General features: G+C 66.5%; 23 protein-coding genes and 1 pseudogene. 11 read left to right on the forward strand and 13 right to left on the reverse strand.

Features of this window, described 5'->3' with window-relative positions:
• Positions 1-15: 15 nt before the first annotated feature.
• Positions 16-393: a hypothetical protein gene (locus tag IEW98_RS07705; protein WP_188762347.1), complete on the forward strand. Its 378-nt coding sequence runs from the start codon at positions 16-18 to the stop codon at positions 391-393.
• Positions 394-469: 76 nt separating this feature from the next.
• On the opposite strand, the gene IEW98_RS07710 is transcribed toward IEW98_RS07705, so the two are convergent.
• On the reverse strand, positions 470-691 hold the full coding sequence (locus IEW98_RS07710) for a hypothetical protein (RefSeq protein WP_188762348.1): 222 nt from the start codon (positions 689-691) through the stop codon (positions 470-472).
• A gap of 133 nt (positions 692-824) precedes the next feature.
• Here IEW98_RS07710 and IEW98_RS07715 point away from each other — a divergent pair, with 133 nt between their 5' ends.
• The 5 genes from IEW98_RS07715 (at position 825) to IEW98_RS07735 (ending at position 5,361) form a co-directional block, all read left to right on the forward strand.
• Entirely contained in the window at positions 825-2,033 is a 1,209-nt protein-coding gene (locus IEW98_RS07715) for an acyl-CoA dehydrogenase family protein (RefSeq protein WP_188762349.1), read from the forward strand.
• A 102-nt stretch (positions 2,034-2,135) separates the two neighbouring features.
• Positions 2,136-3,266 carry an acyl-CoA dehydrogenase family protein gene (locus tag IEW98_RS07720; RefSeq protein WP_188762350.1) on the forward strand — a complete coding sequence of 377 codons (1,131 nt, stop codon included), beginning with the start codon at positions 2,136-2,138 and terminating at the stop codon, positions 3,264-3,266.
• Positions 3,267-3,612: 346 nt separating this feature from the next.
• Positions 3,613-4,170 (forward strand): PEPxxWA-CTERM sorting domain-containing protein, encoded by a 558-nt coding sequence (locus IEW98_RS16155; RefSeq protein ID WP_207792530.1) that lies wholly within the window; start codon positions 3,613-3,615, stop codon positions 4,168-4,170.
• Positions 4,171-4,316: 146 nt separating this feature from the next.
• The gene (locus tag IEW98_RS07730) at positions 4,317-4,685 is read left to right on the forward strand and encodes a hypothetical protein (protein WP_188762351.1); all 369 of its coding nucleotides are present in this window, start codon (positions 4,317-4,319) and stop codon (positions 4,683-4,685) included.
• A gap of 7 nt (positions 4,686-4,692) precedes the next feature.
• Positions 4,693-5,361, forward strand: coding sequence for a hypothetical protein (locus IEW98_RS07735; protein WP_188762352.1), 669 nt, complete (start codon positions 4,693-4,695; stop codon positions 5,359-5,361).
• A 34-nt stretch (positions 5,362-5,395) separates the two neighbouring features.
• On the opposite strand, the gene IEW98_RS07740 is transcribed toward IEW98_RS07735, so the two are convergent.
• The 4 genes from IEW98_RS07740 to IEW98_RS07755 form a co-directional block, all read right to left on the reverse strand.
• Positions 5,396-6,502, reverse strand: a complete 1,107-nt coding sequence (locus IEW98_RS07740) for an SO2930 family diheme c-type cytochrome (protein ID WP_188762353.1) — start codon at positions 6,500-6,502, stop codon at positions 5,396-5,398.
• On the reverse strand, positions 6,499-7,725 hold the full coding sequence (locus tag IEW98_RS07745) for a parallel beta-helix domain-containing protein (RefSeq protein ID WP_188762354.1): 1,227 nt from the start codon (positions 7,723-7,725) through the stop codon (positions 6,499-6,501). The genes IEW98_RS07740 and IEW98_RS07745 overlap by 4 nt, the downstream gene beginning before the upstream one ends.
• Before the next feature lie 70 nt (positions 7,726-7,795).
• Positions 7,796-9,181: a hypothetical protein gene (locus IEW98_RS07750; protein ID WP_188762355.1), complete on the reverse strand. Its 1,386-nt coding sequence runs from the start codon at positions 9,179-9,181 to the stop codon at positions 7,796-7,798.
• The gene (locus IEW98_RS07755; protein ID WP_188762356.1) at positions 9,178-9,810 is read right to left on the reverse strand and encodes an ATP-binding cassette domain-containing protein; all 633 of its coding nucleotides are present in this window, start codon (positions 9,808-9,810) and stop codon (positions 9,178-9,180) included. Before IEW98_RS07755 ends, IEW98_RS07750 begins: the two co-directional genes overlap by 4 nt.
• Before the next feature lie 95 nt (positions 9,811-9,905).
• Here IEW98_RS07755 and IEW98_RS16745 point away from each other — a divergent pair, with 95 nt between their 5' ends.
• Both IEW98_RS16745 and IEW98_RS07765 read left to right on the forward strand, forming a co-directional pair.
• The gene (locus IEW98_RS16745; RefSeq protein ID WP_188762357.1) at positions 9,906-10,649 is read left to right on the forward strand and encodes an ABC transporter ATP-binding protein; all 744 of its coding nucleotides are present in this window, start codon (positions 9,906-9,908) and stop codon (positions 10,647-10,649) included.
• Complete coding sequence (locus IEW98_RS07765) at positions 10,646-12,139, forward strand: hypothetical protein (protein ID WP_188762358.1); 1,494 nt, start codon at positions 10,646-10,648, stop codon at positions 12,137-12,139. The genes IEW98_RS16745 and IEW98_RS07765 overlap by 4 nt, the downstream gene beginning before the upstream one ends.
• Before the next feature lie 158 nt (positions 12,140-12,297).
• On the opposite strand, the gene eda is transcribed toward IEW98_RS07765, so the two are convergent.
• The 5 genes from eda to IEW98_RS07790 form a co-directional block, all read right to left on the reverse strand.
• Positions 12,298-12,906 (reverse strand): bifunctional 4-hydroxy-2-oxoglutarate aldolase/2-dehydro-3-deoxy-phosphogluconate aldolase, encoded by a 609-nt coding sequence (eda, locus tag IEW98_RS07770; protein ID WP_243450622.1) that lies wholly within the window; start codon positions 12,904-12,906, stop codon positions 12,298-12,300.
• Complete coding sequence (gene glk / locus IEW98_RS07775; RefSeq protein WP_188762359.1) at positions 12,903-13,874, reverse strand: glucokinase; 972 nt, start codon at positions 13,872-13,874, stop codon at positions 12,903-12,905. Before glk ends, eda begins: the two co-directional genes overlap by 4 nt.
• Positions 13,875-13,946: 72 nt before the next feature.
• On the reverse strand, positions 13,947-15,395 hold the full coding sequence (gene zwf / locus IEW98_RS07780) for a glucose-6-phosphate dehydrogenase (RefSeq protein WP_188762360.1): 1,449 nt from the start codon (positions 15,393-15,395) through the stop codon (positions 13,947-13,949).
• Positions 15,396-15,448: 53 nt separating this feature from the next.
• Positions 15,449-15,757, reverse strand: a complete 309-nt coding sequence (locus IEW98_RS07785) for a (2Fe-2S) ferredoxin domain-containing protein (protein WP_188762361.1) — start codon at positions 15,755-15,757, stop codon at positions 15,449-15,451.
• 59 nt (positions 15,758-15,816) lie between these two features.
• On the reverse strand, positions 15,817-17,169 hold the full coding sequence (locus IEW98_RS07790; protein WP_188762362.1) for an MATE family efflux transporter: 1,353 nt from the start codon (positions 17,167-17,169) through the stop codon (positions 15,817-15,819).
• 165 nt (positions 17,170-17,334) lie between these two features.
• On the opposite strand from IEW98_RS07790, the gene IEW98_RS07795 reads away from it, so the two are divergent.
• The 3 genes and pseudogenes from IEW98_RS07795 to IEW98_RS07805 form a co-directional block, all read left to right on the forward strand.
• Positions 17,335-18,435, forward strand: coding sequence for an NADH:flavin oxidoreductase (locus IEW98_RS07795; protein WP_188762363.1), 1,101 nt, complete (start codon positions 17,335-17,337; stop codon positions 18,433-18,435).
• A gap of 183 nt (positions 18,436-18,618) precedes the next feature.
• On the forward strand, positions 18,619-19,302 hold the full coding sequence (locus IEW98_RS07800) for an NUDIX hydrolase (protein WP_188762364.1): 684 nt from the start codon (positions 18,619-18,621) through the stop codon (positions 19,300-19,302).
• A 118-nt stretch (positions 19,303-19,420) separates the two neighbouring features.
• Positions 19,421-20,410: pseudogene (locus tag IEW98_RS07805) on the forward strand (PAS domain-containing protein); the annotation flags it as partial.
• 79 nt (positions 20,411-20,489) lie between these two features.
• Here IEW98_RS07805 and IEW98_RS07810 read toward each other — a convergent pair.
• From IEW98_RS07810 to IEW98_RS07820, 3 genes are all read right to left on the reverse strand, one after another.
• Positions 20,490-20,891 carry a response regulator gene (locus tag IEW98_RS07810; protein ID WP_188762366.1) on the reverse strand — a complete coding sequence of 134 codons (402 nt, stop codon included), beginning with the start codon at positions 20,889-20,891 and terminating at the stop codon, positions 20,490-20,492.
• A 111-nt stretch (positions 20,892-21,002) separates the two neighbouring features.
• Positions 21,003-23,033 carry a transglycosylase domain-containing protein gene (locus IEW98_RS07815; RefSeq protein ID WP_188762367.1) on the reverse strand — a complete coding sequence of 677 codons (2,031 nt, stop codon included), beginning with the start codon at positions 23,031-23,033 and terminating at the stop codon, positions 21,003-21,005.
• Positions 23,030-24,598, reverse strand: a complete 1,569-nt coding sequence (locus IEW98_RS07820) for a peptide chain release factor 3 (RefSeq protein WP_188762368.1) — start codon at positions 24,596-24,598, stop codon at positions 23,030-23,032. Before IEW98_RS07820 ends, IEW98_RS07815 begins: the two co-directional genes overlap by 4 nt.
• Positions 24,599-24,675: the final 77 nt, after the last annotated feature.

Consider the following 24,675-nt stretch of genomic DNA (forward strand, 5'->3'; position numbering starts at 1 on the left):
GGTTATGGATGCGACATGGTAAAAATTTCTGCTCTGCCGCGCCGAATTTTTCTGTCGGTGATGGTCTCGGGGTTGGCGGCATGCGCGACGACACCGCCCCCGCCCCCGCCGCCGCCGATCGCGCCGCCGGCGCCGCCGCCGCCGGGGCTGGGGCTGATCATCGGCAGCGCGGCGCCGGGGGTGATCGCGTTGCTCGGCGCGGCTTCGCTCGATCGCAGCGAAGGCCCGGCGCGGCAGTTGCAGTTTGTCCGGCCGCCGTGCGTGCTCGATGTGTTTCTGTATCCGGGGGCGAATGGCGTGCCGTTGGTGCGCACGGCGGCGGCGCGCAAGGCGGATGGGAGCCGGATCGATCCGGGGGTTTGCCTGGGGTTGATTACGCCGGTTAGGCGGTAGGACTTTTCTGGACGCGGGGGACCCCCACCCCGCTCGGCGACGGCGCCGAGTCGCCCTCCCCGCAAGGGGGAGGGAATTAGAAGATGCCGCCGCCTAGCGTCAGGCGGAGGGCGCCGATGACGATGACGACGATGTTGAGGTTGCGGCCGACGTTGCTTTTCGACATCGCGCCGAGGGCGAGGCCGATCACGGCGACGGGGATGATCACCCAATTGGCCCAGCCGAGGAATGGCAGGAAGGCCGGGATGGCGAGCAGGAGCGCCGTGAGGCCGATGAGTATCGAGAGAATGTTGAGCATGGCAAATGATATGGCACGATTTGCCGGTGCGACAAGGGCGACACGTCGCGGTGGACTTGCCGGGGCGTCGAATCGGGGTTAACGTAAACGTCAACCGCTGCGAAAGTGGCCAGCGTTTCTGGGGAGATCGACGATGGATCTGAATTTTTCGGCTGAAGATGTTGCCTTTCGCGACGAGGTCCGCAGCTTCATCAAGGACAGCTATCCGGCCTCGCTCAACGGCAAGATCGACGAGGGCGAAGAGCTTTCGAAGGAAGATTTCCTGAGCTGGCACAAGGTGCTGGCCAAGAAGGGCTGGATCGCACCGGCGTGGCCGACGCAATATGGCGGCACCGGCTGGACCAGCGTGCAGCGCTATATCTGGTCGGAAGAAACCGCGCGCGCCGATGCCGTGCGTTTGATGCCGTTCGGGCTGAGCATGGTCGGGCCGGTGATCTATACTTTCGGCACGCCCGAGCAGAAGGAGCGTTTCCTGCCCGGTATCCTGTCGGGCGATGTCTGGTGGTGCCAGGGGTATTCGGAGCCGGGCGCTGGTTCGGATCTGGCGAATCTGCGGACTAAGGCCGAGCGTTTCACCGGCGACGACGGCAAGGAATATTACCGCGTCAATGGTCAGAAGACCTGGACGACGATGGCGCAGCATGCCGATTGGGGGTTCTTCCTGGTGCGCACCGATGCGACGGTGAAGGCGCAGGAAGGCATTTCGTTCCTGCTCATCGACATGAAGTCGCCGGGCATCACCGTGCGGCCGATCATCACGCTGGGCGGCGAGCATGAAGTCAACGAAGTCTGGTTGGAGGACGTGATCGTTCCTGTCGACCAGCGCATCCATGAAGAGAACAAGGGCTGGACCTGCGCCAAGTTCCTGCTGGCGCATGAGCGTACCGGGATTGCCGGTGTTGCGTCGTCGAAGCGCGGTGTCGAGCGGATCAAGAACATCGCGCGTGCCGAGCTCGACGAGGGCGAGGCGTTGCTGGCCAACCCGTTCTTCAAGCGCAAGATCGCCGAGCTCGAGGTCGATTTGTCGGCGCTCGAGTTCACCGAGTTGCGGACGTTGGCGGGCGAGTCTTCGGGCAAGGGGCCAGGGCCGGAATCGTCGCTTTTGAAGATCAAGGGCACGGAGATCCAGCAGCGGATCACCGAGCTGGCGCTCGAGGCGGCCGGACATTACGGCGCGCCTTATTATCGCGGTTTCGGCGAGGGCGACAACGAGCACCCGATCGGCCCCGATTATTCGCATCGCACCGCGCCGACGTATTTCAACATGCGCAAGACCAGCATTTACGGCGGATCGAACGAAATCCAGCGCAACATCATCGCGAAGATGGTGCTGGGACTCTAAACTAGAACAACAGGTTGTGCCGGCGCAGGGGTGCGACTCCCCTTCGCCGGCATTTTGCGTAATGATGTGGCGCCTGCACGGCGCGCCCCGGGGAGATTGACCATGGATTTCAACACCACCGACGAACAGACGATGCTGCGCGACACGGTTTCGCGCTATCTCGCCGATACCTACAGCTTCGATGCGCGGATGAAGACGGTACACTCGGGCGCCGGCTGGAACCCGGCAGTGTGGAAGGCCTTTGCCGAGGAGCTCGGCATCCTGGGAGCGCCTTTTGCCGAAGCGCATGGCGGGCTTGGTGGCGGCGCGATCGAGAACATGATCGTCATGGAAGAGTTCGGCCGGGCGCTGGTCATCGAGCCTTATTTGCCGACCGTGGTCATCGCCGGCGGGGCGTTGAAGGCGACGGGCGGCGCGCTGGCCGATGCGGTGATTCCGGAAATCATTGCGGGCAATGCGATCATCGCCTTTGCCTATGCCGAGCCGCAGGGGCGCTACAATCTCGCCGATCTGCGGACGACGGCGAAGAAGGACGGCGGCGGCTATGTGCTCAACGGGCACAAGTCGGTGGTCTATTCGGCGCCCTATGCGACGCATTTGCTGGTGACGGCGCGCACGGGTGGCTCGCAGCGTGAGACCGCCGGCGTGTCGCTGTTCCTCATCCCGGCCGATACCAAGGGTGTCGTGCGGCGTGATTATCCGACCGTCGATGGCTCGGCAGCGTCGGAAATCTATTTCGAGAATGCCGCGATCGGCGCCGACATGCTGATCGGCGCCGAGGGCGAGGCGTTTGCGCTGGTCGAGCAGATCGTCGACGAAGCGACGGCAGCCGTGTGCGCCGAAGCCTGCGGCGTGACCCGCGTGCTGCACGCGACGACGCTCGATTATGCCAAGCAGCGCAAACAGTTCGGCAAGGCGATCGGCGAGTTCCAGGTTATCCAGCATCGCCTCGTCGACATGTTCATGGAAGTCGAGCAGGCGGTGTCGATCACGCTGATGGCGACGTTGAAGCTGGATACGGCGGAACGTGCGCAGGCGGTCTCGGCAGCGAAGTCCAAGGTCGGCAAGGCGTGCAAGTTCACCGGTCAGAACGCAGTGCAGATCCATGGCGGGATCGGGATTTCGAACGAGTTGGCAGTCGGGCATTATTTCAAGCGCTCGACGATGATCGAGAGCCAGTTCGGGTCGGTTGATCATCATTTGCGCCGGTATGAGCGGATTTCGATCGGGTAGAAGGGCCTCCGGCGGCTGGGCCTTGGCCCCAGACCCCAGTTTCAAGGGTCGCTGAAATTGGGTCGTCTGGTCCGGCGGTTTTGGCGGTGCGCGCGCCTTGACCGTCGTTTGGTAAACTCGTGCAATCGCCCTGCGTCCGGTACTGCCTGCTGTTGTGCCGGGTTGTCCTCAGTCCGATCCTGACCGTCGCAGAATGTCAAATTTCTTTACACTTCCGGGTCTTGTGCGAAGCGCAGTATGTGAATTTGTTGTTTCATAACAACGAATTCGAAAGACCGGATCAAGTCGGCATAAATCTTGCTTTATAAGTGTTGGGGCGGCTTTGCGCTCAGCAGGGGTAATATTCATGAAACTCAAACTTCTTGCGGCGGTTGCCGCGCTGGCCGTTTCGGCACCATCGCTCGCCGTGGAACTCGTCGCCAACGGTGGATTCGAGACCGGCGACATTGCGCCGTTCACACTTTCCGGCTATACGGGTTACTCCGATGTCAGCACCTCTGCTGCGCATAGCGGTTCGTTTGGATACAGTAACGGCGCTGTCGGATCGCAAGGCTTTCTGAGCCAGACTGTCGCCACGATCGCCGGCGCTACGTACAACTACAGCTTCTGGCTGAGCAATTCGGGTAGCTACTCGGAATTCAGTGCCACTTTGGGCAACACCACCTTTGTCTCGCTTATCGATCCGGGCAATTTCGGCTACACCAACTTCACCGGTTCGGTAGTGGCGGACAGCAGCAATGCAACACTTACCTTCGGCTTCCGCAACGATCCCGATTTCTACAACTTCGACGATGTTTCGCTGACCTCGATGGTCCCCGAGCCGGCATCGTGGATGCTGCTGATTGGCGGCTTTGCCATGACCGGCGCCGCCATGCGCCGCCGCAAGGTCGCACTCGCGGCCTGATCCTCGTCAATCGAAAAACAATGGAGGCGGTCCGCAATGGCCGCCTCCATTTTTTTACGTTTTCCGAATAATTCGAAGGTCGCGTGGGCGATGCGAGCCAATAATCGCAGCGCCCTAGGCCGGCTGAGGCCCTGGCCATTCGCGTCATGAGCGGCATGGCATTCATGGCGATCCGGCTACGCACCGACTCGCTGTATCCGGGCATGCTGCTGCACGCGGTCTTTGATTTCTCGCTGATGGCGCTGAGCTTCGTGGCGTCGGCGGATCGTACCGCCGGGCCAGGGGGCATTTCCGTGCTGCCGCCGCTGTTTGTCGTGCCCAACCTGCTTTACGGCCTGTGGCTGATGCGGCACGCCGCGCGCGACGAGGCGGATCAGGGCTTGCCGGTGGTCGCAACCGGGGTCGGGAGGGATTCGCCTCGCGCCTCGACCTGGTCGGGATTGGCAGGCCTTTGGTATCTGTGCTTCATGTCGGCGACAGATCTTCAGTTGCGCGAGCTGACGGTTGGCCAATGAGGGTGTCGTGGATTTTTTCAGGCTGCTGAAGTCGCTCGATGATCTTCTGTACGAGGTCATGTCGTGGCTGGTATTCTATCCGATAACCTTGTGGCGAACGGTGCGCCATCCGCAGCGGATGATGGCCTATGCCGACGCCGAGCTCGAGGATGCGGAAGCCGAACAATATTCCGACACGCTCAGCCCGCCGCTGTTCTTGCTGGTGTTGCTTGTGCTCAGCCATGCGATCGAACTGGCGATGGTCGGCGAGAGTCCGCTTGTCACGAGGATGATCGGTTTCGACCGGCTCATCGACAGCGACACGAGCCTGCTCGTGCTGCGCGGGCTGCTCTTCAGCATGTTTCCGTTCGTGATGGCGACGCGGATGGTACGCCGCCAGAAACTCGCGTTGACGCGCCGGACGCTCAGGCCGCCGTTCTACAGCCAATGCTATATCGCTGCGCCGTTTGCCCTGGTCATGGGCGTTTCGGCCACGGCAATGCAGATACCGGCGGTCTGGGCGCATATTGTTGGAATTGCCCTGCTTGTCGTTGCGCTGATGGTTTACGGCACGCTTCAGACACGCTGGTTTGCCTTGCATCTCGGCGTGTCGCACCGACGCGCTTTCGTCGATGCGTCGATAGCGATGCTTGGCTCCGTCGCCATGGTGATGTTCGCGTCATCGCTGTTTGTGTAGGCAGCGCTTGCCGCAACCCGGCAGCCGGCGGCGACTACTTCATCTTCGCGATATACGCCTCGATGATTGCGATGCCTTCGGCGTGGGGGACCGTGCGGCCGAACTGGGGCATTATGATGCCGGGCTCGGTGGCTTGCATGCGGTGGAGGAGGATCGAGGCGGCGGGGTCGCCGGGGGCGATCGAGAATTGCAGGCCGCCGGAACCACGCCCGGCGGCGACGGGGCGTTTGAGGATGCCCTGGGCGGCGGGGTTCTGCTCGTCGTGCTGGAGGTAGAGGCCGGAGTTGGAAGCGAAGCCTTGCCGTGAGTGGCAGTGGCCGCAGTTGACGTCGAGATAGGCGCGGGCTCGGGCGGGGACGGGTTGGCTGGGGTCGTCCCAGCGGGCGAGTCTGGGCGGGGTGGCGGGGAGGCCGGTAAGTTTTCCGGATTTGGCCCAGGTGGTTAGCTGGTTGGGGCCTTGGTTGTTCAGGCCGCCGTTGAGGTTGGCGGCGGTGGGGCCGATGGGCGTCGCCTCGGTGCCTTGCTGGTGGCATTGCTTGCACTGATTGGTGTTGGGGACGGCGTAGTCGATCGATCGGGGTTGGCCGTGGGCGTCTGTGAAAGTGACGGGGATGCGGGTGCCGGCGCGCTTGAGGACGGCTTCGGTCTGGGCGGTGTTCCAGACGTAGGAGATCGGGACCCAGCCCGAGGTGCGGCGGACTAGGAGGCGGGTTTCTATGCGGCGGACGGCTTTGGTCGGGGCTCGGAAGTCGGCGGGGTAGGCGAAGGTTTTGATGAGCGCGGTGCCGATTGGGAAGTCGAGGGCGCCGGTGGGCGTGTAGGCGGCCTTGGTGCCGGGGGGCATCCAGACGTAGCGGTATTTTTCAGAATAGTCGCTGAAAAGGGGGGTGTTGAGGGTGTAGAGTTGGACGCCTTGGGCGGGGTTTTTGCCGGAGGGGTCGGTGAAGAAATTGTAGGCGGACAGGGTTGGGGCGGCTGTGTCGCTGAGGAGGAGGGGGCCGTTTACCTGGGGGGCCGGGGTGGCGGCCAGGGTTAGCAGTGCGATTATGATGGTGCTGTGGGGCCGCCACCCCCACCCGCCGCGCCGAAGGGCGCGAGTCGCCTCCCCCCTCAGGGGGAGGACAAGTGGCGCCGGCCTCATTTGGCTCGGGCTTCCTGGGCTGCTGGCAAGACGACGGTTTCGGGTTCGGGGAGGGTGGCCATCATCATCGAGGTGCCGACGATCGGGTTGGCGGCGCTGGGCGGGGTGCCGTGGGTTTTTAGCTGGAGATTGAGCATCGGGCCGTCGTTGACGAAGATGCCGCCTTCAGGGGTGACGGCGGCGCCGCCGGGGACGGTGAAGGTGGTGATGCCGTCCCACATCACCGGCGGCAGGGTGCCGCCGATGGCAGCGGCGATCTGCTTGCCGCCGGGGAAGCCGGGGGCGGTGCCGTTACCGGCGTAGCGGTTGCCGCGGATGGCGATGGCGCGGGGCAGCGGGTTATAGGCCTTGTCGGTGAATTTCTGGGTGTAGGCGACGAGCATCACGGCGTTGCCGGCGTTGTCCTTGATGTCATTGTCGAAGACATGGACGTTGCGGTTGGCCATGACCATGACGCCGGTGCCGGGGGGTACGCTGGCGACGATGTTGCCGGGGGCGGCGAAGTTGGCGTGGTTGTTGGCGGTGACCTGGTTCTTGAACAGGCGGATGCTGTGGCCGCCCTGTTGCGGCAGGTCGGGCAGGTCGAAGACGAGGATGCCGCCGGTGTTGTTGGTGGCGACATTGTCATGGACGTCGGCGTTGTAGCTGTTCTCGATCTCGATGCCGGCGACATTGCCTTCGGCGCGGCTGTTGCGGACGATGATCTGCTCCGACTGGCCGACGTAGATGCCGGCGTCCGACGCACCCTTTACGAAGACATTGTCGATCAGGACGTGCTTCGACGACACCGGATAGACGCCATAGGCGCCGTTGCTGGCCTTGGGGCCGCCGGTCCATTCGACGCGGAGGTTGACGAAGCTGATGCCGTCGGAGCCCTTGGACTTGATGCCGTTGCCCTTGGCGTTCTCGACGGCGAGGTCGCGGATGACGACGTCGCTCGAGGTGATGAGCAAGCCCTCGCCCTCGCCCTTTTGACCGGTGAAATCGAGGATGGTCTTGTCGGCGCCGGCACCGGTGACGATGACGCCGGGGATATCGAGCGACAGGCCATCGGCGAGAGCGTAACGCCCGGCGGCGATGCTGACGGTGTCGCCCTTTTTCGCATCGAGGAGCGCGGTCTGCAGGCGCTCCTGCGCGTCGGGGCCGGCGGCGACGGCGATGGTGCGGGCGCCCGTGGCCGTCGATACGGCGAGTGCGGTGATCAGCAACGCGGTTCTCAGCATGGTCTTCCCCTCGGTGTTCTTTGTTGGTGGCACTTTCCGCTGCTGCGGCGCCGTAATCAACCGGCAATATCTATGACGAGAGATAGCCGTACCAGAGGATGAGCAGGACCATGCGCGCCGCGAAGGCCGAGCGGCTGATCGCGGCGAGGACGATCGACAGGATCGCGATGATGGCGCCGGTAACGATCGAGTATTGGAGGACGAGGACGGCGGGGGTGGTGAGCAGCGCCGGCAGGGTGAGGAGGAGCGACCAGCCGGTGCCGGCGATGATGAAGGCGGCGCGGCGGAGCCAGTGGGAGATGGGGGCGGTGTTTGTCAGGAGAAGAAGCCCGCGGGCTTCGCTGCGGGCGGCGTGGGCGGTGAGGGCGAAGACGAGGAGGAGCAGCGCGGCGGGGCTGGCGGCGTGGCGGAAATCCTGGGTGGCGGCGGCGATCGCGACGATGACGGCGAGCAGCTTGAACAGGCGGCCGGCGCCGATGAGGCGGAATTCGGCGGCGAGCAGCCCGAGGAGAGGGGCGGCGGCGCGGGGTGCCGGCGGTGCGGCGAAAACGGCGGGGGGCGGGGCGCCGCCATCGAGCCAGCGGCGCAGGCGGCCGGGGACGATGATGCGGCTGGTTGCGCGGTGGGGCCGGTACAGCATGCCGGCGAGGGCGGCGACGGCGATAGCGATGAGGACCCAGACCAGCCGCGAGGGGATATAGCCGGGGGAGAACAGCCCGGCCATGACATCGAGGCTGACGTGGCCGGGGAGGGTGTCGATGCCGCCGATGGCGAAGCTGTTGGTGCCGGGGGGCGCGCCATATTGCAGCGGCCGGAGGAAGCCGGCGAAATCATGCATGTTGGCAGCGAACCCGGCGGGTTGATCCTCGTTGATCGCGGGGGCGATAAGCGAACCCATCCAGAAGATGAAATAGCCGAAATCTCCCCAGCCGCCGCGGGTGAAGGGGATGGCATCGAAGAGGATGCGCAAGGCGGCGAGGCCGAGCAGCGCCGGAGCGGCGACGAGCCAGAGCGCGAGGGTCAGTTGGGCGAGGTTGCGCGGGCCGGTGATGGGGATGACGAAGGCGAGAATCCAGCCGGCGAGGGTGAGCGCGGTGAGCATGCCGAGCAGGACGGCGGCGTCGGCGGCCCAGCGGCCGAGTGCTATGGCGATGCGGGAGGCGGCGGTGACTTCCTCGACCTGCCAGGGTTGGCGGCGGTTGGTGTTCGAGCGGAGGTACATCCAGCCGATGGGGAGCAGCAGGGTCGAGACGATGATGCCGAGCGAGACGCCGAGGAAAGGCGCGGTCATTTCGGGGAGGCGGTCGCCGATGGCGATGACGGTGCCCGAACCGTCGCCGCGGGGAATCATGTAGCGGGCGCCGACGGGGGCGACGAGGAGGAGCAGCCACAGGCCCCAGCTGCGGCTGTAGCGCAGCAGCGAAGTCGTCAGCGAGGAGCGGATGACGGCGTTCATTTGGCGGTTAGGGCGCCGTTTTCGACGCGCAGCATGGCGACGGCGTGGGGGGCAAGCTCGTCGGCGAGGTGGGTGGTCATGATGACAATGGCGTCACGCGCGCGTTCGAGGATGAGGGTGCCGAGCTTGCGCGCGGTTTCGCCGTCGAGTTCGGCGGTGGGCTCGTCGAGGGCGAGCAGCCGGGGTTCGCCGAGCATCGCCTGGGCGAAGATCAGCCGGCGCCGCATGCCGCCCGAGAAACTGGCGATGCGGTTGTTGATGTCGGCGTGGAGCCCGATGGCGTCGGTGATGGCACCGAACTGGGCGTCGGCGGCGGCGAGGTCGAGCCCCTTCAAGGCGGCGATGTGGAGGGCGAATTCGCGCGCGGTAAGGTCTTCGGGGAGATCGACGGCTTGCGGCGCGTAGCCGAGGGTCTGGCGCAAGGGCGTGCGATCGGGCGAGCCATTCCAGGTGATGCGGCCCTTGCCGGGTTTTTCGGCGGTCGCGATCAGGCGCAGGAGGGTCGATTTGCCGGCGCCGCTGGGGCCGGTGAGCAGGGTCAAGCCGGGGGTGAAGACGTGCGAGACATCGGCGAGGACGGTCTTGAGGCCGTAGCGCTTGCCGAGGCCGGAGAGTTCGAGGCTGGTCATGGCGTCCGTATTGGCCGGATAATACGGCAATCGCAAGTTTTGCAGACAGCGCTGCAGAAAACCGCCAGACAGGGGCATCATGTAGCGGGGGCGCGATGCCGGAACTGGCGCTTGAACTGAGTGGGTTGCGCAAGGTGTTTGCCAAGGTTGCGGTCGACGACCTCGACCTGCGGGTGCGCGGCGGCGAACTGTATGCCCTGCTTGGCCCCAATGGTGCCGGCAAGACGACGACGCTGCGCATGGTGGCGGGGTTGCAGCGGCCCGACGCGGGCGGCATCCGGGTGTTTGGCGTGGATGCGCTGGCGGAGCCGATCGCGGCCAAGCAGATCACTGCCTGGCTGCCCGATGAGCCGCTGTTGTACGACAAGCTGAGCCCGCTCGAATATCTCGAGTTCGTGGCGGGGTTGTGGAACGTTGCGCCCGGGGCGGGGCTGGAACGCGCCGAGATATTGTTGCGCCAGCTTGAATTGTGGGACGAGCGCGATGCCCGGTGCGAGGGGTTTTCGCGCGGGATGAAGCAGAAGGTCGCGCTGGCGGGAGCACTGATTCACGAGCCGCGGCTATTGATCCTGGATGAGCCGTTGACGGGGCTCGATGCGGGGGCGTCGCGGCAGGTCAAGGACTTGCTGATGGCGCGGGTGGCGGCGGGGGCGACGATCATCCTGACGACGCATATTCTCGAGGTGGCGGAGCGGTTGGCCGACCGGATCGGGATCATCCGTTCGGGGCGGCTGGTGGCGGAGGGCACGCTGGCGGAGTTGCGGGCGGAGCGGGGGGCCACGGATGGCGCCGCGGCGACGCTCGAGGAGATGTTCCTGGCGCTTGCGAGCCCCGGATGAGGTTCAGGCCGGCGGGGCTGGCGTGGTTAGTTCACCAGCCCGCGGGGCTGTTGTGGCTGGTCTGCCACGAATTGCGGCTGGCGCTGCGCGATGGCAGCCGGGCCGGGCGAATCGGCCGGACGGTGGTGCTGGTGCTGCTAATGCTGTTGCCGGCGCTGGTCGGGATCGGGCTGGCGATCGCCGCGCGCGGGGTGGCGGACGTGCCGGTGCGCGTGTTCGGCATGGTGTCGGCGGGTTATGCCGTGCTGCTGTTGCTGATGCTGTCGGGGGCCTGCGTGTATGTGCTGCGCAGCTTTCACGATCGCGGCGATCTCGATCTGCTGCTGTCGGCGCCGATCCCGGCGGCGCGGGTGCTGGCGGCGAAATCGGTGGCGGTCCATGCATCGGTGGCAATGCCGCTGTTTATCGTGACGGCGCCGTTCTTCGTGACGTCGGCTTTGCTGGGGCATGGCGGCTGGCTCGGCGGCATGGTCATGCTGGCGGTGACGGCGGTGATCGCCACGTCGCTGGCGTTCGTCATCGCCAGCGCGCTGTTTCGTGCCATCGGCGCGCGGCGAGCGCGGACGATTATCCAGATCGGTGGCGGTTTGTTCGCAGCAACGGTGGCGATCAGCGGTCAGATACCCAATTTCGCGCCGCGGCAGTTCGGACAGGTGATGCGATATTTGGCGGCATCACCGCCGGCGCCGCTCGACTGGCCGGCGCGGGCGGTGTTCGGCGAAATGCTGCCGCTTGCGGCGATGGTCTTGATTGCGGCCGGTTTTGCGCTGGCGTCGGCGCGGATGGCTGCGCGATCGATGGCGGATGCGGCGCCGGTCGCTGCGCGGAGCCGTGGGGCGAACCGCGCGACGTTGCGGTTTCGGTCGGGCGCGGCGCGGATATTGCTGGAAAAGGAGTTCCGGCTGTTGTGGCGCGATCCCGAGTTGCTGTCGTCGGTGGCGCTGCAACTGGCGTACATGATCCCGGCGTTCGGGCTGATCTTTGCCGGCGGCGGGGTGTCGCCGGCGCGGCTGGCGGCGGCGTGCGTGCTGTTTTGCGGGCTGCTGGCGTCGAGCCTGGGGTGGCTGACGATCTGCGGCGAGGATGCGCCGGAATTGATCGCCGCGGCACCGGTGCCGGCGGCACTGGTGGCGCGGACGAAGTTGCTGGCGGCGTGTTTGCCGCCGCTGGTCATCGTGCTGGTGCCGGTGGGCTTCCTGATGGGATATCATCCGCTGGCCGGGGCGGCGGCGTTGGTGATCTCGCCGTTGGCGGCACTGTCGGCGGCGGCGCAGCAGGGGTGGCTGGGCCGGCCGCAGCGCCGCAAGAGCTTTCGATTCCGGCAGAAGTCGTCGTTGTTGCTGGCGGTGGCGGAGTATTTGATGGCCGGGGGATGGGCGGCGACGGCGACGTTGATGGTGATGGGGTCGTGGTGGGCGTTGGCGGCGGCCGGGGTGGCTGTGGCGGTGCTGGTCGGGTCCTGGGTGGGGAAGCGGGTGGTCGGGGGTTAGCGAGAAGCAGGAAAAAGGACCCGCCCCCGACCCCTCCCTAGAAGTAGGGAGGGGGGAAGGAAGACGGGCTTGCCGATCTGATTGCGCCAGCATTGATGGGGCGGGCTGGCGGGGCGGTGGATGCTGAAACGAGTTCAGCATGACGATCGTTCGGGGCTTTAGCGTTTGGCGGCGGCTTGGGCGCGGGACTGGACTTCGGCCCAGTCGGTTTCGCCCTTGGTGTAGAGCCAGGAGCCGCCGACGCATTTTACGAAGGGTTGGGCGAGCCATTCGGGGGCTGTCGCCTGGGTGATGCCGCCGGTGGGGCAGAAACGCGCGGCGCCGAAGGGGGCGGCGAGGGCTTTCAGCGCCGGTAGCCCGCCGCTGGCGACGGCGGGGAAGAGTTTGAATCGGGTGAGGCCGTGGTCCATGCCGCGCATGATGTCGGCGGCGTTGGCGATGCCGGGCAAAAAGGGAATGCCGGACTCGATCGCGGCGACGGCGAGGCGATCGGTGAGGCCCGGCGAGACGATGAAGCGCGCGCCGGCGGCGATGGCGGCGGCGAGGTCGGCGGGGTTGAGCACGGTGCCGGCGCCGACGATGGCGCCAGGGACTTTCGCCATTTCGGCGATGATTTCGAGTGCGGCGGGGGTGCGCAGCGTAACTTCGAGGACGGGCAGCCCGCCGGCGACGAGGGCTTCGGCAAGGGGGCGGGCGTGGGCGACATCATCGACAACGAGCACCGGGATGACCGGGGCCAGCTGCATGATGTGGTCGATATCGATCATCCTTGGTCCTTTTGGGCGTAGGCTGCCGCGGCGCCGTAGAGGCCGGGTTGTGGGTGGGTGATGAGCTTGACCGGCATGCGGTTCATCTTGGCCTCGAAGCGGCCCTTGGCGATGAAGCGCTGGCGGAAGCCTGACGTCGGCAAATGATCGGCGATACGGGCGCCGACGCCGCCGGCGATGACGACGGCGGAGGCGCCCTGGGCGAGGGCGATGTCGCCGGCGTAGCTGCCCAGCGCTAGGCAAAAGCGATCGAGCGCGGCGGCGGCGAGGCTGTCGTCGCCGGCAAGGGCGGCGATCCAGAGGGCCTTGTCGTCGGTGGGGACGATCGGGCGATGAGCGCGTGCGGCGAGGACTTCGTGGATCACGGCGAGGCCGGGGCCGGACACGATGCGTTCGGCGGAGACGCGGTTGTGGCGCTTGCGGAGATGGACGAGGAGGGCGTCCTCGATGCTGTCGAGCGGGGCGAAATCGATGTGGCCGCCTTCGGTGGCGATGACGTGGTAGGCGCCGCCTGTGCGGTGGAGCTGGGCGACGCCCATGCCGGTGCCGGGGCCGAGGATCGAGACGACGCCGCTCTCCGGAAGCGGAATATCGGGGCCGCAGATGTGGCGAAAGGCTTTAGGCGGGTTCTGGGCGACGGCGTGGGCGACGGCTTCGAAATCATTGACGAGGGCGTAGGTGTCGACGCCGAGTTTCTGCGGGATGAGCGCCGGGCGGATGATCCACGGGTTGTTGGTCATCTTGAGGACGTCGGAATCGACGGGGGTGGCGACGGCGATGCCGGCGGCGCGGGGCAAGGGGCGGCCGATGATGGCGGCAAAGGCCTCCCAGGCCATTTGCAGGCTGGCGTGGTCGGCGGCGCGCATGACGGTTTCGGGGCCGAGGGCGGTGACGCGGCCGGATTCGACCTCGGCGAGGGCGAAGCGGGCGTGGGTGCCGCCGATGTCGGCTGCGACGATTTCGGTCATTGGGGTGCTTTTGTCGGTAGAGAAGCAACTGGGTCCCGGACCGGGCCCGGGATGACAGGGTTTAGCATCAAGCTAGTCATGCCAGCTGACGCCGTCGCGTTCGGTGAGGGCGATGGCGGCGGGTGGGCCCCAATTGCCCGAGGCGTAGGGTTTGGGGGCGGTGCCGGCGGCGGCCCAGCCGGCGCGGATGGCGTCGATCCAGGTCCATTGCGCCTCGACCTCGTCGCGGCGGACGAAGAGGGTCTGCTTGCCCTCGATGAGGTCGAGCAGCAGGCGTTCATAGGCGATGCGGCGGCGGACGTCGGCAAAGGCGTTGTCCATGCCGATGTCGAGCGGCACCGAGCGCAGCTTGAGGCCCTGGCGATCGAGGCCGGGGGCCTTGGCCATCATCGTCAGGCCGACGTTTTCATCGGGTTGCAGCGAGATGATGAGCTTGTTGGCTTCGAGCTCGGCATTGCCGAACATCGAATGGGGGACCGGCTTGAACTGGACGATGATCTCGCTGAGTCGGGCGGGCAGGCGCTTGCCGGTGCGCAGGTAGAAGGGCACGCCCTGCCAGCGCCAATTGTCGACATGCGCCTTCAAGGCGACGAAGGTTTCGGTGCCCGAGGTGCGGCCGAGCTCGTCGGCATAGGCCTTGACCGGCTGGCCGGCGACGGCGCCGGCGACATATTGGCCGCGGACGCTGCATGCCTCGACGTTGCTGCGATCGATCGGGCGCAGCGAGCGCAGGACCTTGACCTTTTCATCGCGGACGCTCGTTGGGTCGAAGCGCGCGGGGGGCTCCATGGCGACAAGCGCGAGGAGTTGCAGCATGTGGTTCTGCACCATGTCGCGGAGTGCGCCCATGCCTTCGTAATAGTCGCCGCGCGATTCGAGGCCGACGGTTTCGGCGATGGTAATCTGGACATGGTCGATGCCGCGGGCGTTCCACAACGGCTCGAACAGGGCGTTGCCGAAGCGCAGCGCCAGCAGGTTCTGGACGGTTTCCTTGCCGAGGTAATGGTCGATGCGAAAGGTCCGATCCTCGGGATAGGCGGCGGCGACGGCATCGTTGATGGCGCGGCTGCTGGCGAGATCGGAGCCGAGCGGTTTTTCGAGGGCCAGGCGCGCGCCGGCGCCGGCGAGACCGGCACTCGACAGCCCGGCTATGGTCGGGCCGAACAGGCTGGGCGCGGTCGACAGGAAGATGGCGAGGTGGGCGGGGTCGCCGACGGCGGGGGTGAGTTTGGAGAACCCCTCCGGGGTGCTGGCATCGAGCGGGACATAGTCGAGCCGGGCGAGAAAGCGCGCCATGTCGGCTGGGTTGCGGCGCTCGACCTCGACGAACTCCTCGAGCGCCGCGGTGGCGAAGGCGACATAGCCGGCGCGATCATGGCCCGAGCGCGCGGTGGCGACGATGCGCAGGCAATCGGGCAGCAGGCCATCGGCATCGAGCCCGAACAGCGACGGCAACAACATGCGCTTGGCAAGATCGCCAGTGGCGCCGAAGAGCAAAAGGTGGGTGCAGGGATCGGCCATGGACCCGGTTTACCCGGCGCGGGGCAAAAGCCAAACCCGATCTGTGAATTACGTCAGGTGATACCGAGGCGGTGCGCGATGGCGAGGACCGGCGTGTCCTGGGGGATGACCAGGATGGCGCCGGGATCGCCGCTGTGCATGACGGCGACGGCGCCCTTCGGGCACAGCTTGAGGCAGCTGGTCTCGACGATGCGGACGCGGGCGTGCTTGGGCTTGGGCAGGTCGAGCGCGGTGCGCAGCGCTTTGCCTAAAGTGGTCTTGCCTTTGGGGCCGAAGCCGCCGCCGAGCTTCTTGCCGCATTTGCCGCAGATGGCGACGATGCTGGTGGCGGGGGTGCCGATCTGGCGAATGGGCTTGTTCATGACGGGGTGTAACGCGCAGCTTTGCTGTCCGGCCACATCGTGGCAATGCGCTACTGCAGCTACCGTGCTGGCTGGGTGAGCCAGAGGAAGCGGCCCCATAGCAGCCCGGCGGAGAGCAGGCTGGCGATGATGATCGCCCAGATTATGCCGTTGACGCCGTGGCCCATCTGGATCGCGAACAACCAGCCGAGCGGCATCATTACAATGAGATAGCTGGTGAAATGAGTCATGGTCGGGACCCAGATGTCGGATTGGGCGCGCAGGGCCTGGGCGCCGACGACTTGCAGGCCGTCGGCGACGAAGAACAGGCAGGACAGGAGCAGCGCGGCGGCGGTCATTGCCTGGACGGCCGGGTCGCGGGTGTAAGCTGCTGCGATCATGGTGTTTCCGAAGCCGACGATGGCGCAGATCAGCAGGGTGATGGCGACGGCGGCGATGAAACCGCGTTTCGCGGCTTCGCGGACACCGTGCGGATCGCGGGCGCCATGGGCGCGGCCGACCATGACGCCGGTGGCGGTGGCGAGGCCGAGGGGGATCATGAAGATCAGCGCGGCGACGTTGAGGACGATCGCCCAGCTGGCGACGGCGACCGCGCCGATCCAGCCGGCGAAGATCGACATTGCTGCAAAAGCAAGGGTTTCGGTGAAATAGCTGGCCGAGGCGCCGTAGCCGATGCGGCGCATTTCGGTGGTGGCGACGGGGTTCCTGGGCGCCTTGGTAAAGGCACCGAGGGCCTTGGCGGCGGGCCAGCGGGCGATGAGGATCCAGACGAAAATGAGCAGCGCGATGCGCGAGGCGAAGGTCGCCCAGCCGCTGGCGACGGCGCCGTGGACGGGGAGGCCGGAATTGCCGGGGACGAGCCACAGGTTGAGGACGAGGTTGACGATATTGGCGCTCCACATGGCGATGGTGCCGGGGATGGCACGGCCGTGCGCCTCCAGCCAGAAAATGCCGGTGTCGGCGACCAGGATGGGCAGCAGCGACAGTGCGAAAATCTGCAGGACGGGGGTAGCGCCATCGGCAAGTGACTGATTGAGGCCAATATTGTGCATCAGCGGTCCGCCGAGACCGGCGAGGAGGACGGCGGCGGCGATGCCGATCCAGAAGGCGTAGATGCAGCCGCGGCGCAGGATGGCGCCGGTGTCGGCGGCGCGGTTGTCGCCGATGGCCTGGGAGGTCAGGACCTGGACGCCGGACAGCAGCCCGATCGAGGTGGTGAGGACGACGGCGGTGGGGGCCCAGCCAAGGGCGTGATAGCCGAGCTCGGTCGAGGAGTAGCGGCCGACGACGATGGTGTCGACGAGGCCCATGGCCATGATGCCGAGGCGCGACAGCACGACCGGGCCGGCCAGCTTGAGGAGCGGGGCGTAGCCGGTTTTCTGGGGTATTCGGCGGGCGAGTCCCGGGGACATTGGCGGGCTTTCGCGAGCAGGTGAGGGGGCGATTTACGCCGCGAAACCGGGTGCGGCAAGCATGTGGCGGGGGATGGGATAGATTTGCTTGCTCCACGGGCTTCTTGCCGCGGTGCAGCAGGGGCTTTATCTCGGCGGCAACCTGTCGTTTCCAAAGGCTGCAAGATGACCAATCCGCTGTTCCGTCCGTTCACGCTGAAGGGCCTTACCCTGCCCAACCGCATCGTCATGGCGCCGATGACGCGGAGCTTTTCGCCTGGCGGGATTCCGGGCGACGATGTCGCGGCCTATTATCGCCGCCGCGCCGAGGGCGGTGTCGGGTTGATCGTGACCGAGGGCACCGGCATCGAGCGGACTGGCTCGGTCAACGACGACGCGGTGCCGAATTTCTTCGGCGCGGCGCTGCCGGGCTGGGGCAAGGTGGTTACCGAGACGCACGCCGGGCATGGCCTGATCGCGCCGCAGCTCTGGCATGTCGGCGCCGCCATCAACCGCGAGAACAAGAATCCGCCCGAGCAGGAATCGCCGTCGGGGCTGTTCAAGCCGGGCAAGCCATGGGGCAAGGCAATGGCCGACAGCGATGTTGCCGATGCGATCGCGGCGTTTGCGCGGGCGGCAGCGGATGCCAAGCGGCTGGGCTTCGATGCGGTTGAGCTGCACGGTGCGCATGGCTATTTGATTGACCAGTTCTTCTGGACCGGGACCAACCAGCGCGAGGATGGCTATAATGGCGCGACGATCGCCGAACGCGGGCGCTTTGCCGCTGACATCCTGAAAGCGGTGCGCGAGGCGGTGGGGCCCGATTTTCCGGTGATCATCCGGATCTCGCAGTGGAAGCAGCAGGATTACGGCTTCAAGGTGGCGACGAGCCCGGACGAGATGATCGAATGGCTGGGGCCGCTGGTCGATGCCGGGGCGGATGTGCTGCATTGCTCGCAGCGGCGGTTCTGGGAGCCTGAGTTTCCGGAACTGGACGGCGAGGAGGGGCTGAATTTTGCTGGCTGGGCGAAGAAGCTGAGCGGGGTGCCGGTGATCACGGTTGGTAGCGTCGGGCTGTCGGGGGAGTTCATTGCGGGGTTTGGCGGGGAGGCTTCGCAGCCGGCGAGCATCGATAATCTGCTCGAGCGGCTGGAGAAGGGCGAGTTCGACCTGGTCGGGGTTGGGCGGGCTTTGATTGTCGATCCGGATTGGGCGCTGAAGGTGCGTGATGGGCGGATGGGGGAGTTGAAGGACTTCGATCGGTCGGCTTTGGCGACTTTGGTTTAGGGGAAGGCCCCCTCACCCGGGCCACGCCGAGGGGCGTGTCTCTCGACCTCTCCCGCGAGGGGAGAGGTGACGGAAGGGCCCCTCTCCCGGCTCGCGAAGGCGCGAGTCCGACCTCTCCCTCAAGGGGAGAGGTTAGCAAGAGGGAGAGGGGGTGCGGGCGGTCGGGTGGTGTAGGCTGCGCCGATGATCGATGATGCACCCGACCGTAGCCTGCCGCCCATTCGTCCCAAGGACGCAGCCACTTTGCTGGTGATCCGGCGGGATGGGCCGGTGCCGCGGGTTTTGATGGGGCGGCGTGTGGGAGGCCATGCGTTCATGCCCGACAAATGGGTGTTTCCGGGTGGACGAATCCATCCTTCGGATTTCCGGGTGCCGGTCGCGCGCGGATTGGGCGAGGAGACGGCCGGGGCGTTGGCGCGGACGTGTACGATCGAGCGGGCGCGGGCGCTGGCGGCGACGGCGATCCGCGAGACGTTCGAGGAGACCGGGCTGATCGTCGGGCAGCGCGGTGAAGGGCAGGTTTCGAAATCGAGCGAATGGGGCGAGTTTGTCGGGGCCGGGTATCTGCCGGACCTGGCGCCATTGGAGTTCGTGGCGCGGGCGATCACGCCGCCGCTGCGGACGCGGCGGTTCGATGCGCGGTTCTTTACCGTTGGGGCGGAGCATCTGGTGAGCCTGGAGCCGGGGGCCGGGTCCGGGGAACTCGACGAGATTGCCTGGTTCGATTGGGAGGCTGCGGGGGGGCTGGACCTGCCTTCGATTACGCGGGCGATTCTGGGGGAGGTGGCTTTGAGGGAGAGCGAGCGCGGGCGGGCGATTCCTTATCATCGGTTCGATCGGGGGAAGCATCGGTTGCTGGCGGTTTAGGGGTTTTGTGTGGGAGATGGGCCCCGGCCTTCGCCGGGGTGACGGCGAGGGTGGGGACTGAACCCTTGTCCGATGGATGCGTTGAGCGGGCATGACGATCCAATTCGACCCTGGAAGTGCGGCGCTGGCGGGGGGGGACGGGTTTCATGTGCTCGCCAACACCATGCCGCAAATGGTGTGGTCGACGCGGCCGGACGGGTTTCACGATTATTACAATGCGCGCTGGTATGAGTTCACCGGCGTGCCGGAGGGGTCGACCGATGGCAAGGCGTGGAACGGCATGTTCCATCCCGAGGACCAGCAACGCGCGTGGGACTTGTGGAGCGCCAGCCTGGCGACGGGGGCGCCTTACGAGATCGAGTACCGGCTGCGCGATGCGGCGGGGGATTATCGCTGGGTGCTGGGGCGGGCGCTGCCGATACGCGATGGCGAGGGGCGGATCACCCGGTGGTTCGGTACGTGCACCGATATCCACGACCAGAAGCTGGCGATGGAGCAGCGCGAAATTCTGTCCCATGAGCTGAGCCACCGGATCAAGAATATCTTTTCGGTGGTTGGCGGGCTGGTCAGCATTTCGGCGCGCGAGCATCCCGAATTTCGCGGCATCGCCGACGAGCTGCGCGCGCGCATCATGGCGCTGGGGCGGGCGCATGATTTTGTGCGACCGCACAGTGCCGCATCGGCGCGGGCGTCGCACAATCCGGCCAGCCTGAAGGGCATGCTGGCGCAATTGCTGGCAGCGTACCGGACCAAGGGGCGCGAACGCATCGTCATTACCGGCGAGGATATCGATATCGACGATCGCTCGGCGACGCCGCTGGCGCTGGTGTTTCACGAGATGGCGACCAACGCCGCCAAATACGGCGCCTTGTCGGTTTACGAGGGCCAGGTGGCGGTTTCGATCGGGCGCGGGGCCGACGGGGCGGCCGAGATCGTCTGGCAGGAGCGCGGCGGGCCGGCGGTCGCGGTGCCGGGGCGCAGCGGGTTCGGGACGCGGTTGATGGACCTGAGCGTGGTACGGCAATTGGGCGGGACGATTGCGCGGGAATGGCTGGTGGGTGGGTTGCGGGTCGGGATCACGGTGCCGATGACGGCGATGCGGCGGTAGGGTGGAAATAAGATACCCCTCACCCGCTCGCCCAAGGGGGCAAGTCGCCTCTCCCGCAGGGGGAGAGGGGTAGAAAGTGCTAGAAGAGGTTGAGGTCGGGGTTGGTGGTGTCGCTGACGCTGTCGGTGGCGAGGGCGGCGGCGGCGAGGATGGCGGCTTCGGTGAAGGGTTTGCGGATATAGCCGATGGCATTGTCGGCAACGGGCTGGATCTGGGCCGGGTTGGCGGTGACGTAGACGACCTTGGCGCCGTAGTTGCGGGCGATCTCGCAGGCGATGCCGGGGCCCGTGGGGCCGTCGCGCAGGTTGATATCGACAAAGGCAACGGTGACGCCATCGGCCGCGGCCAGCGCCTGGGCGCGGTCGGCGGCGATGGCCGCGACATGATAGCCGGCATCGGCAAGGATACGTTCGATATCCATGGCGACGAAAATCTCGTCCTCCACGATCAGGATGCGCGGTGGGGCCAGCGTTGCAGTCATGTCGTACCTCTCTCGAGACGCAAATGACCGGCAGCGTGAATCGTTCCCTGCTAACTGGTGCCCGCGGCGAAGTGTGTACGGTTTCGCACAGATCGGCTGGACAGGCGCGGATCAGGTGCCGGGCGGTTCGGGGGCCGGTTCCGGTTCGGGAAAGGGTTCGGCGGCCGGGTCGGCGGCGTCCTCGGCGCGGCGGATGGCGTCGCCAAAGGCCTCGGGGTCGAAATTGCCGTCCGCGGCGTCGTTGACTGCATCGGCGGCGGCTTGGGCGGCTTCGCGCGCGTCGCGGCCGGAAACCGATTCGATGACGTCGCCGATGGCGTCTACGGTGGCATCGGCCTGGGGGGAGCGGCGGCGCGCGGTGCCGTTGTCGCGGGCGAGCGCGGCGGTCATGAAGCGTTTCCAGGTGCGCGCCGGCAAGCCGCCGCCGACGACGCCCTTCATCGGGGAATTGTCGTCGTTGCCGAGCCAGACGCCGACGACGAGATCGCCGGCGAAACCGATGAACAGCGCGTCGCGGTAATTCTGGGTAGTGCCGGTCTTGCCATGGGTGGGCACCGACAGCCGGGCGGCGTTGCCGGTGCCGTTGTGGACGGCGGAATGGAGGAGCTCCATCATCGGCGCGCGGGACGGCCAGGGGGTGAGCAGGTTGGCGGCGGTTCTGGCGGTTTCGATGACGCCGTTGCGCGGCGTGCGGGCGATGCCGGTAGCGCGGACAGGTCGGCTGCCGCGGGCGATGGCGGCATAGGCCTGGGTCATTTCGAGGAGGGTGATCGGCGAGGTGCCGAGCGCCATGGCGGGATATTCGCTGATCGGCGCGGTGACGCCGAGCTTGCGGGTCTGCTGGGTGACGGCGGCGGTGCCGAATTCCTGGGCGAGGCGGACGGCGACGACGTTCGACGAGGCAGCGAAGGCGGTGGCGAGACTGATTTGTCCGCGGTAGCGGCCGTCGTCGTTGCTGGGCGAATAGTCACCGATGGTCAGGGGCTCGTCGATGACGATGTCGCCGGGGCGCATGCCGGCATCGAGCGCGGCGAGGTAGACGAACAATTTGAACGAGGAGCCGGGCTGCCGCATGGCCTGGGTGACGCGGTTGAACGGCGTCTTGGCATAATCGGTGCCACCGACCATGGCGACGACGGTGCCGTCACGCCGCATGGCGATGAGGGCGCCCTGGCCGACAATGGCCGATCTGCCGCTGCGGACGGCGTCGCGGATGGCGCGCTCGGCCTCGCGTTGCAGGGTGCGATCGAGGCTGGTGCGGACTTCGACGTCGCCATAGCCGGGGTCGGACATGGTGCTGCGCGCCTGGGGCAGGACCCAGTCGGCGAAATAGCTGCCGGTGGGGAGCGACTTGCGGCCCGGATTGTAGCGGGCGGGGCGGGCGCGATTTGCCTGTCTTTGGGTGATGGCGCCGGTTTCGACCATCGCGTCGAGGACGAGGCGGCCGCGCTGGTTGGCGGCGCGCAGGTGCCGGCTGGGGGCGAGGCGCGAGGGCGCCTTCATCATGCCGGCAAGGACCGCGGCTTCACCCAAGGTCAGGTCCTCGGGGTCCTTGTCGAAATAGACGCGGGCGGCGGCGCGGATGCCATAGGCGCCATCGCCGAAATAGACGCTGGAGAGGTAGCGCGAGAGGATCTCGTCCTTCGACAGCCGGGCTTCGAGCCAGAGCGCGATGATGACTTCCTGGAGCTTGCGCTTGATGCTGCGTTCCGGCGACAGGAAGCTGGTCTTGGCGAGCTGCTGGGTGAGGGTCGAGCCGCCCTGGGCGATGCCGCCGGCCTCGATGTTGGCGGTGAGGGCGCGGGCAATGCCGAGCGGATCGACGCCGAAATGGCTGCGGAAGCGGCGGTCCTCGATGGCGATGAGGGCGAGGGGCACGTATCTGGGCAGGCGGGCAACGGCGACGGGCGCTTCCTTGTAGTCGCCGCGGCGGGCGATGGCGCGCCCGTCGGAATCGGTAATGACAAGCGACGGCTTGGCGGCCGGTGCGAGGGCGCGGCCGAGGGGAGCCGAGACGATGAGCCAGATCAGGATGGCGATGAAGAAACCGCCGAAGATGGCGGCCGCGGGGAGGAGGAGCGGGCGGGTGCGTTGCCAGCGCGTGGGCTGGAGGGCGTCCGGGGCGATTCCCTCCTCGCTCATGCGCGCTCGCGGACGGCGCTGAAGCGGATCTTGGCTTCGCGCTGGATGGTGTAGTTGAGCTCCCACGCGTCGCGCGCCATGAACACGGGCCCGCCGTCGCGGTCCTCGGCCATGGCGGGGCGGTTGTCCTCCATGAAGCGCTTCATTTCGGCAGGGTCGCCGCTGATCCAGCGGGCGGTTTCATAGGGGGACGGCTCGAACGACGCGGCGACGCGGTATTCGGCTTCGAGACGGCTGATGAGCACCTCGAGCTGGAGCTGGCCGACGACGCCGACGATCCACTGGCTGCCGATCATCGGCTTGAAGAGCTGGGTGACGCCTTCCTCGGCCATGTCGGTGAGCGCGGTGCGGAGCTGTTTCGATTTGGTGGGGTCGCCCAGCTTGACGCGGCGCAGGATCTCCGGGGCGAAATTGGGGATGCCGGTGAAGGTGACATCGTCCTTTTCCACGAGGGAGTCGCCGACGCGGAGGACGCCGTGGTTGGGGATGCCGATGATGTCGCCGGGAAAGGCTTCGTCGGCGATCTCGCGGTCCTGGGCGAAGAAGAAGATCGGCGAATTGATGGCGATGGCCTTGCCGGTGGCGACCTGGCGAAGCTTCATGCCGCGGCGGAACCGGCCCGAGGCGATGCGCAGGAAGGCGATGCGATCGCGGTGCTGCGGGTTCATGTTGGCCTGGACCTTGAAGACGAAACCGGAGACTTGCGGGTCGGTCGGCTTGACGGGTTCGGGCAGCGCGGGTTGCGGGCGCGGGCTGGGGGCGAATTCGGCCAGTGCGTCGATGAGCTCCTCGACGCCGAAGTCCTTCAGCGCCGAGCCGAAGAGGACGGGGGTGAGGGCGCCTTTGCGGTAGAGTTCGGGATCGAGGGTTGCGTAGCCGCCGAGCGCGAGTTCGGCTTGGTCGCGCAGGCGGGTGGCGATGGGGCCGCAGAGTTCGTCGAGGCGCGGGTCATCGAGGCCGGTCATCTGGGTGATGGCGCCGGCGGTGCGGGTGCCGGTGTCGTCGGGGGCCTGGAATTTGCCGCTGCGCAGGTCGTAGAGGCCCTTGAATTCGCCGCCCATGCCGGCAGGCCAGTTGAGCGGCGCGACATCGAGGGCGAGCATGTCGGCGACTTCGTCGAGAAGTTCGAACGGGTCGCGGCCTTCGCGGTCGACCTTGTTGATGAAGGTCAGGATGGGGACGTCGCGGAGGCGGCAGACTTCGAACAGCTTGCGGGTCTGGGCCTCGATACCGCGGGCGGCGTCGATGACCATGACGGCGGAATCGACGGCGGTGAGGGTGCGGTAGGTGTCTTCGGAGAAGTCTTCATGGCCCGGCGTGTCGAGCAGGTTGAAGACGGTGCCGCCGCGTTCGAAGGTCATCACCGACGAGGTGACCGAGATGCCGCGGGCCTGTTCGATCTTCATCCAGTCGGAGCGGGCGCGGCGGTTCTGGCCGCGCGCACGGACTTCGCCGGCCATATGGATGGCGCCGCCGAACAACAGCAATTTTTCGGTGAGGGTCGTCTTGCCGGCATCGGGATGCGAGATGATGGCGAAGGTGCGACGCGGTGCGGGTGCGCTCATGGTGGCGGGGCAATGACAGGACGCGGGAGTTTAAGCAAGGCGATGGGGGTTACGCAAGCTTAGGGGGGAGCGGCGAA

Source organism: Sandarakinorhabdus glacialis (assembly GCF_014643455.1).
In the GTDB taxonomy this organism is placed as follows: Bacteria; Pseudomonadota; Alphaproteobacteria; order Sphingomonadales; family Sphingomonadaceae; genus Sandarakinorhabdus; species Sandarakinorhabdus glacialis.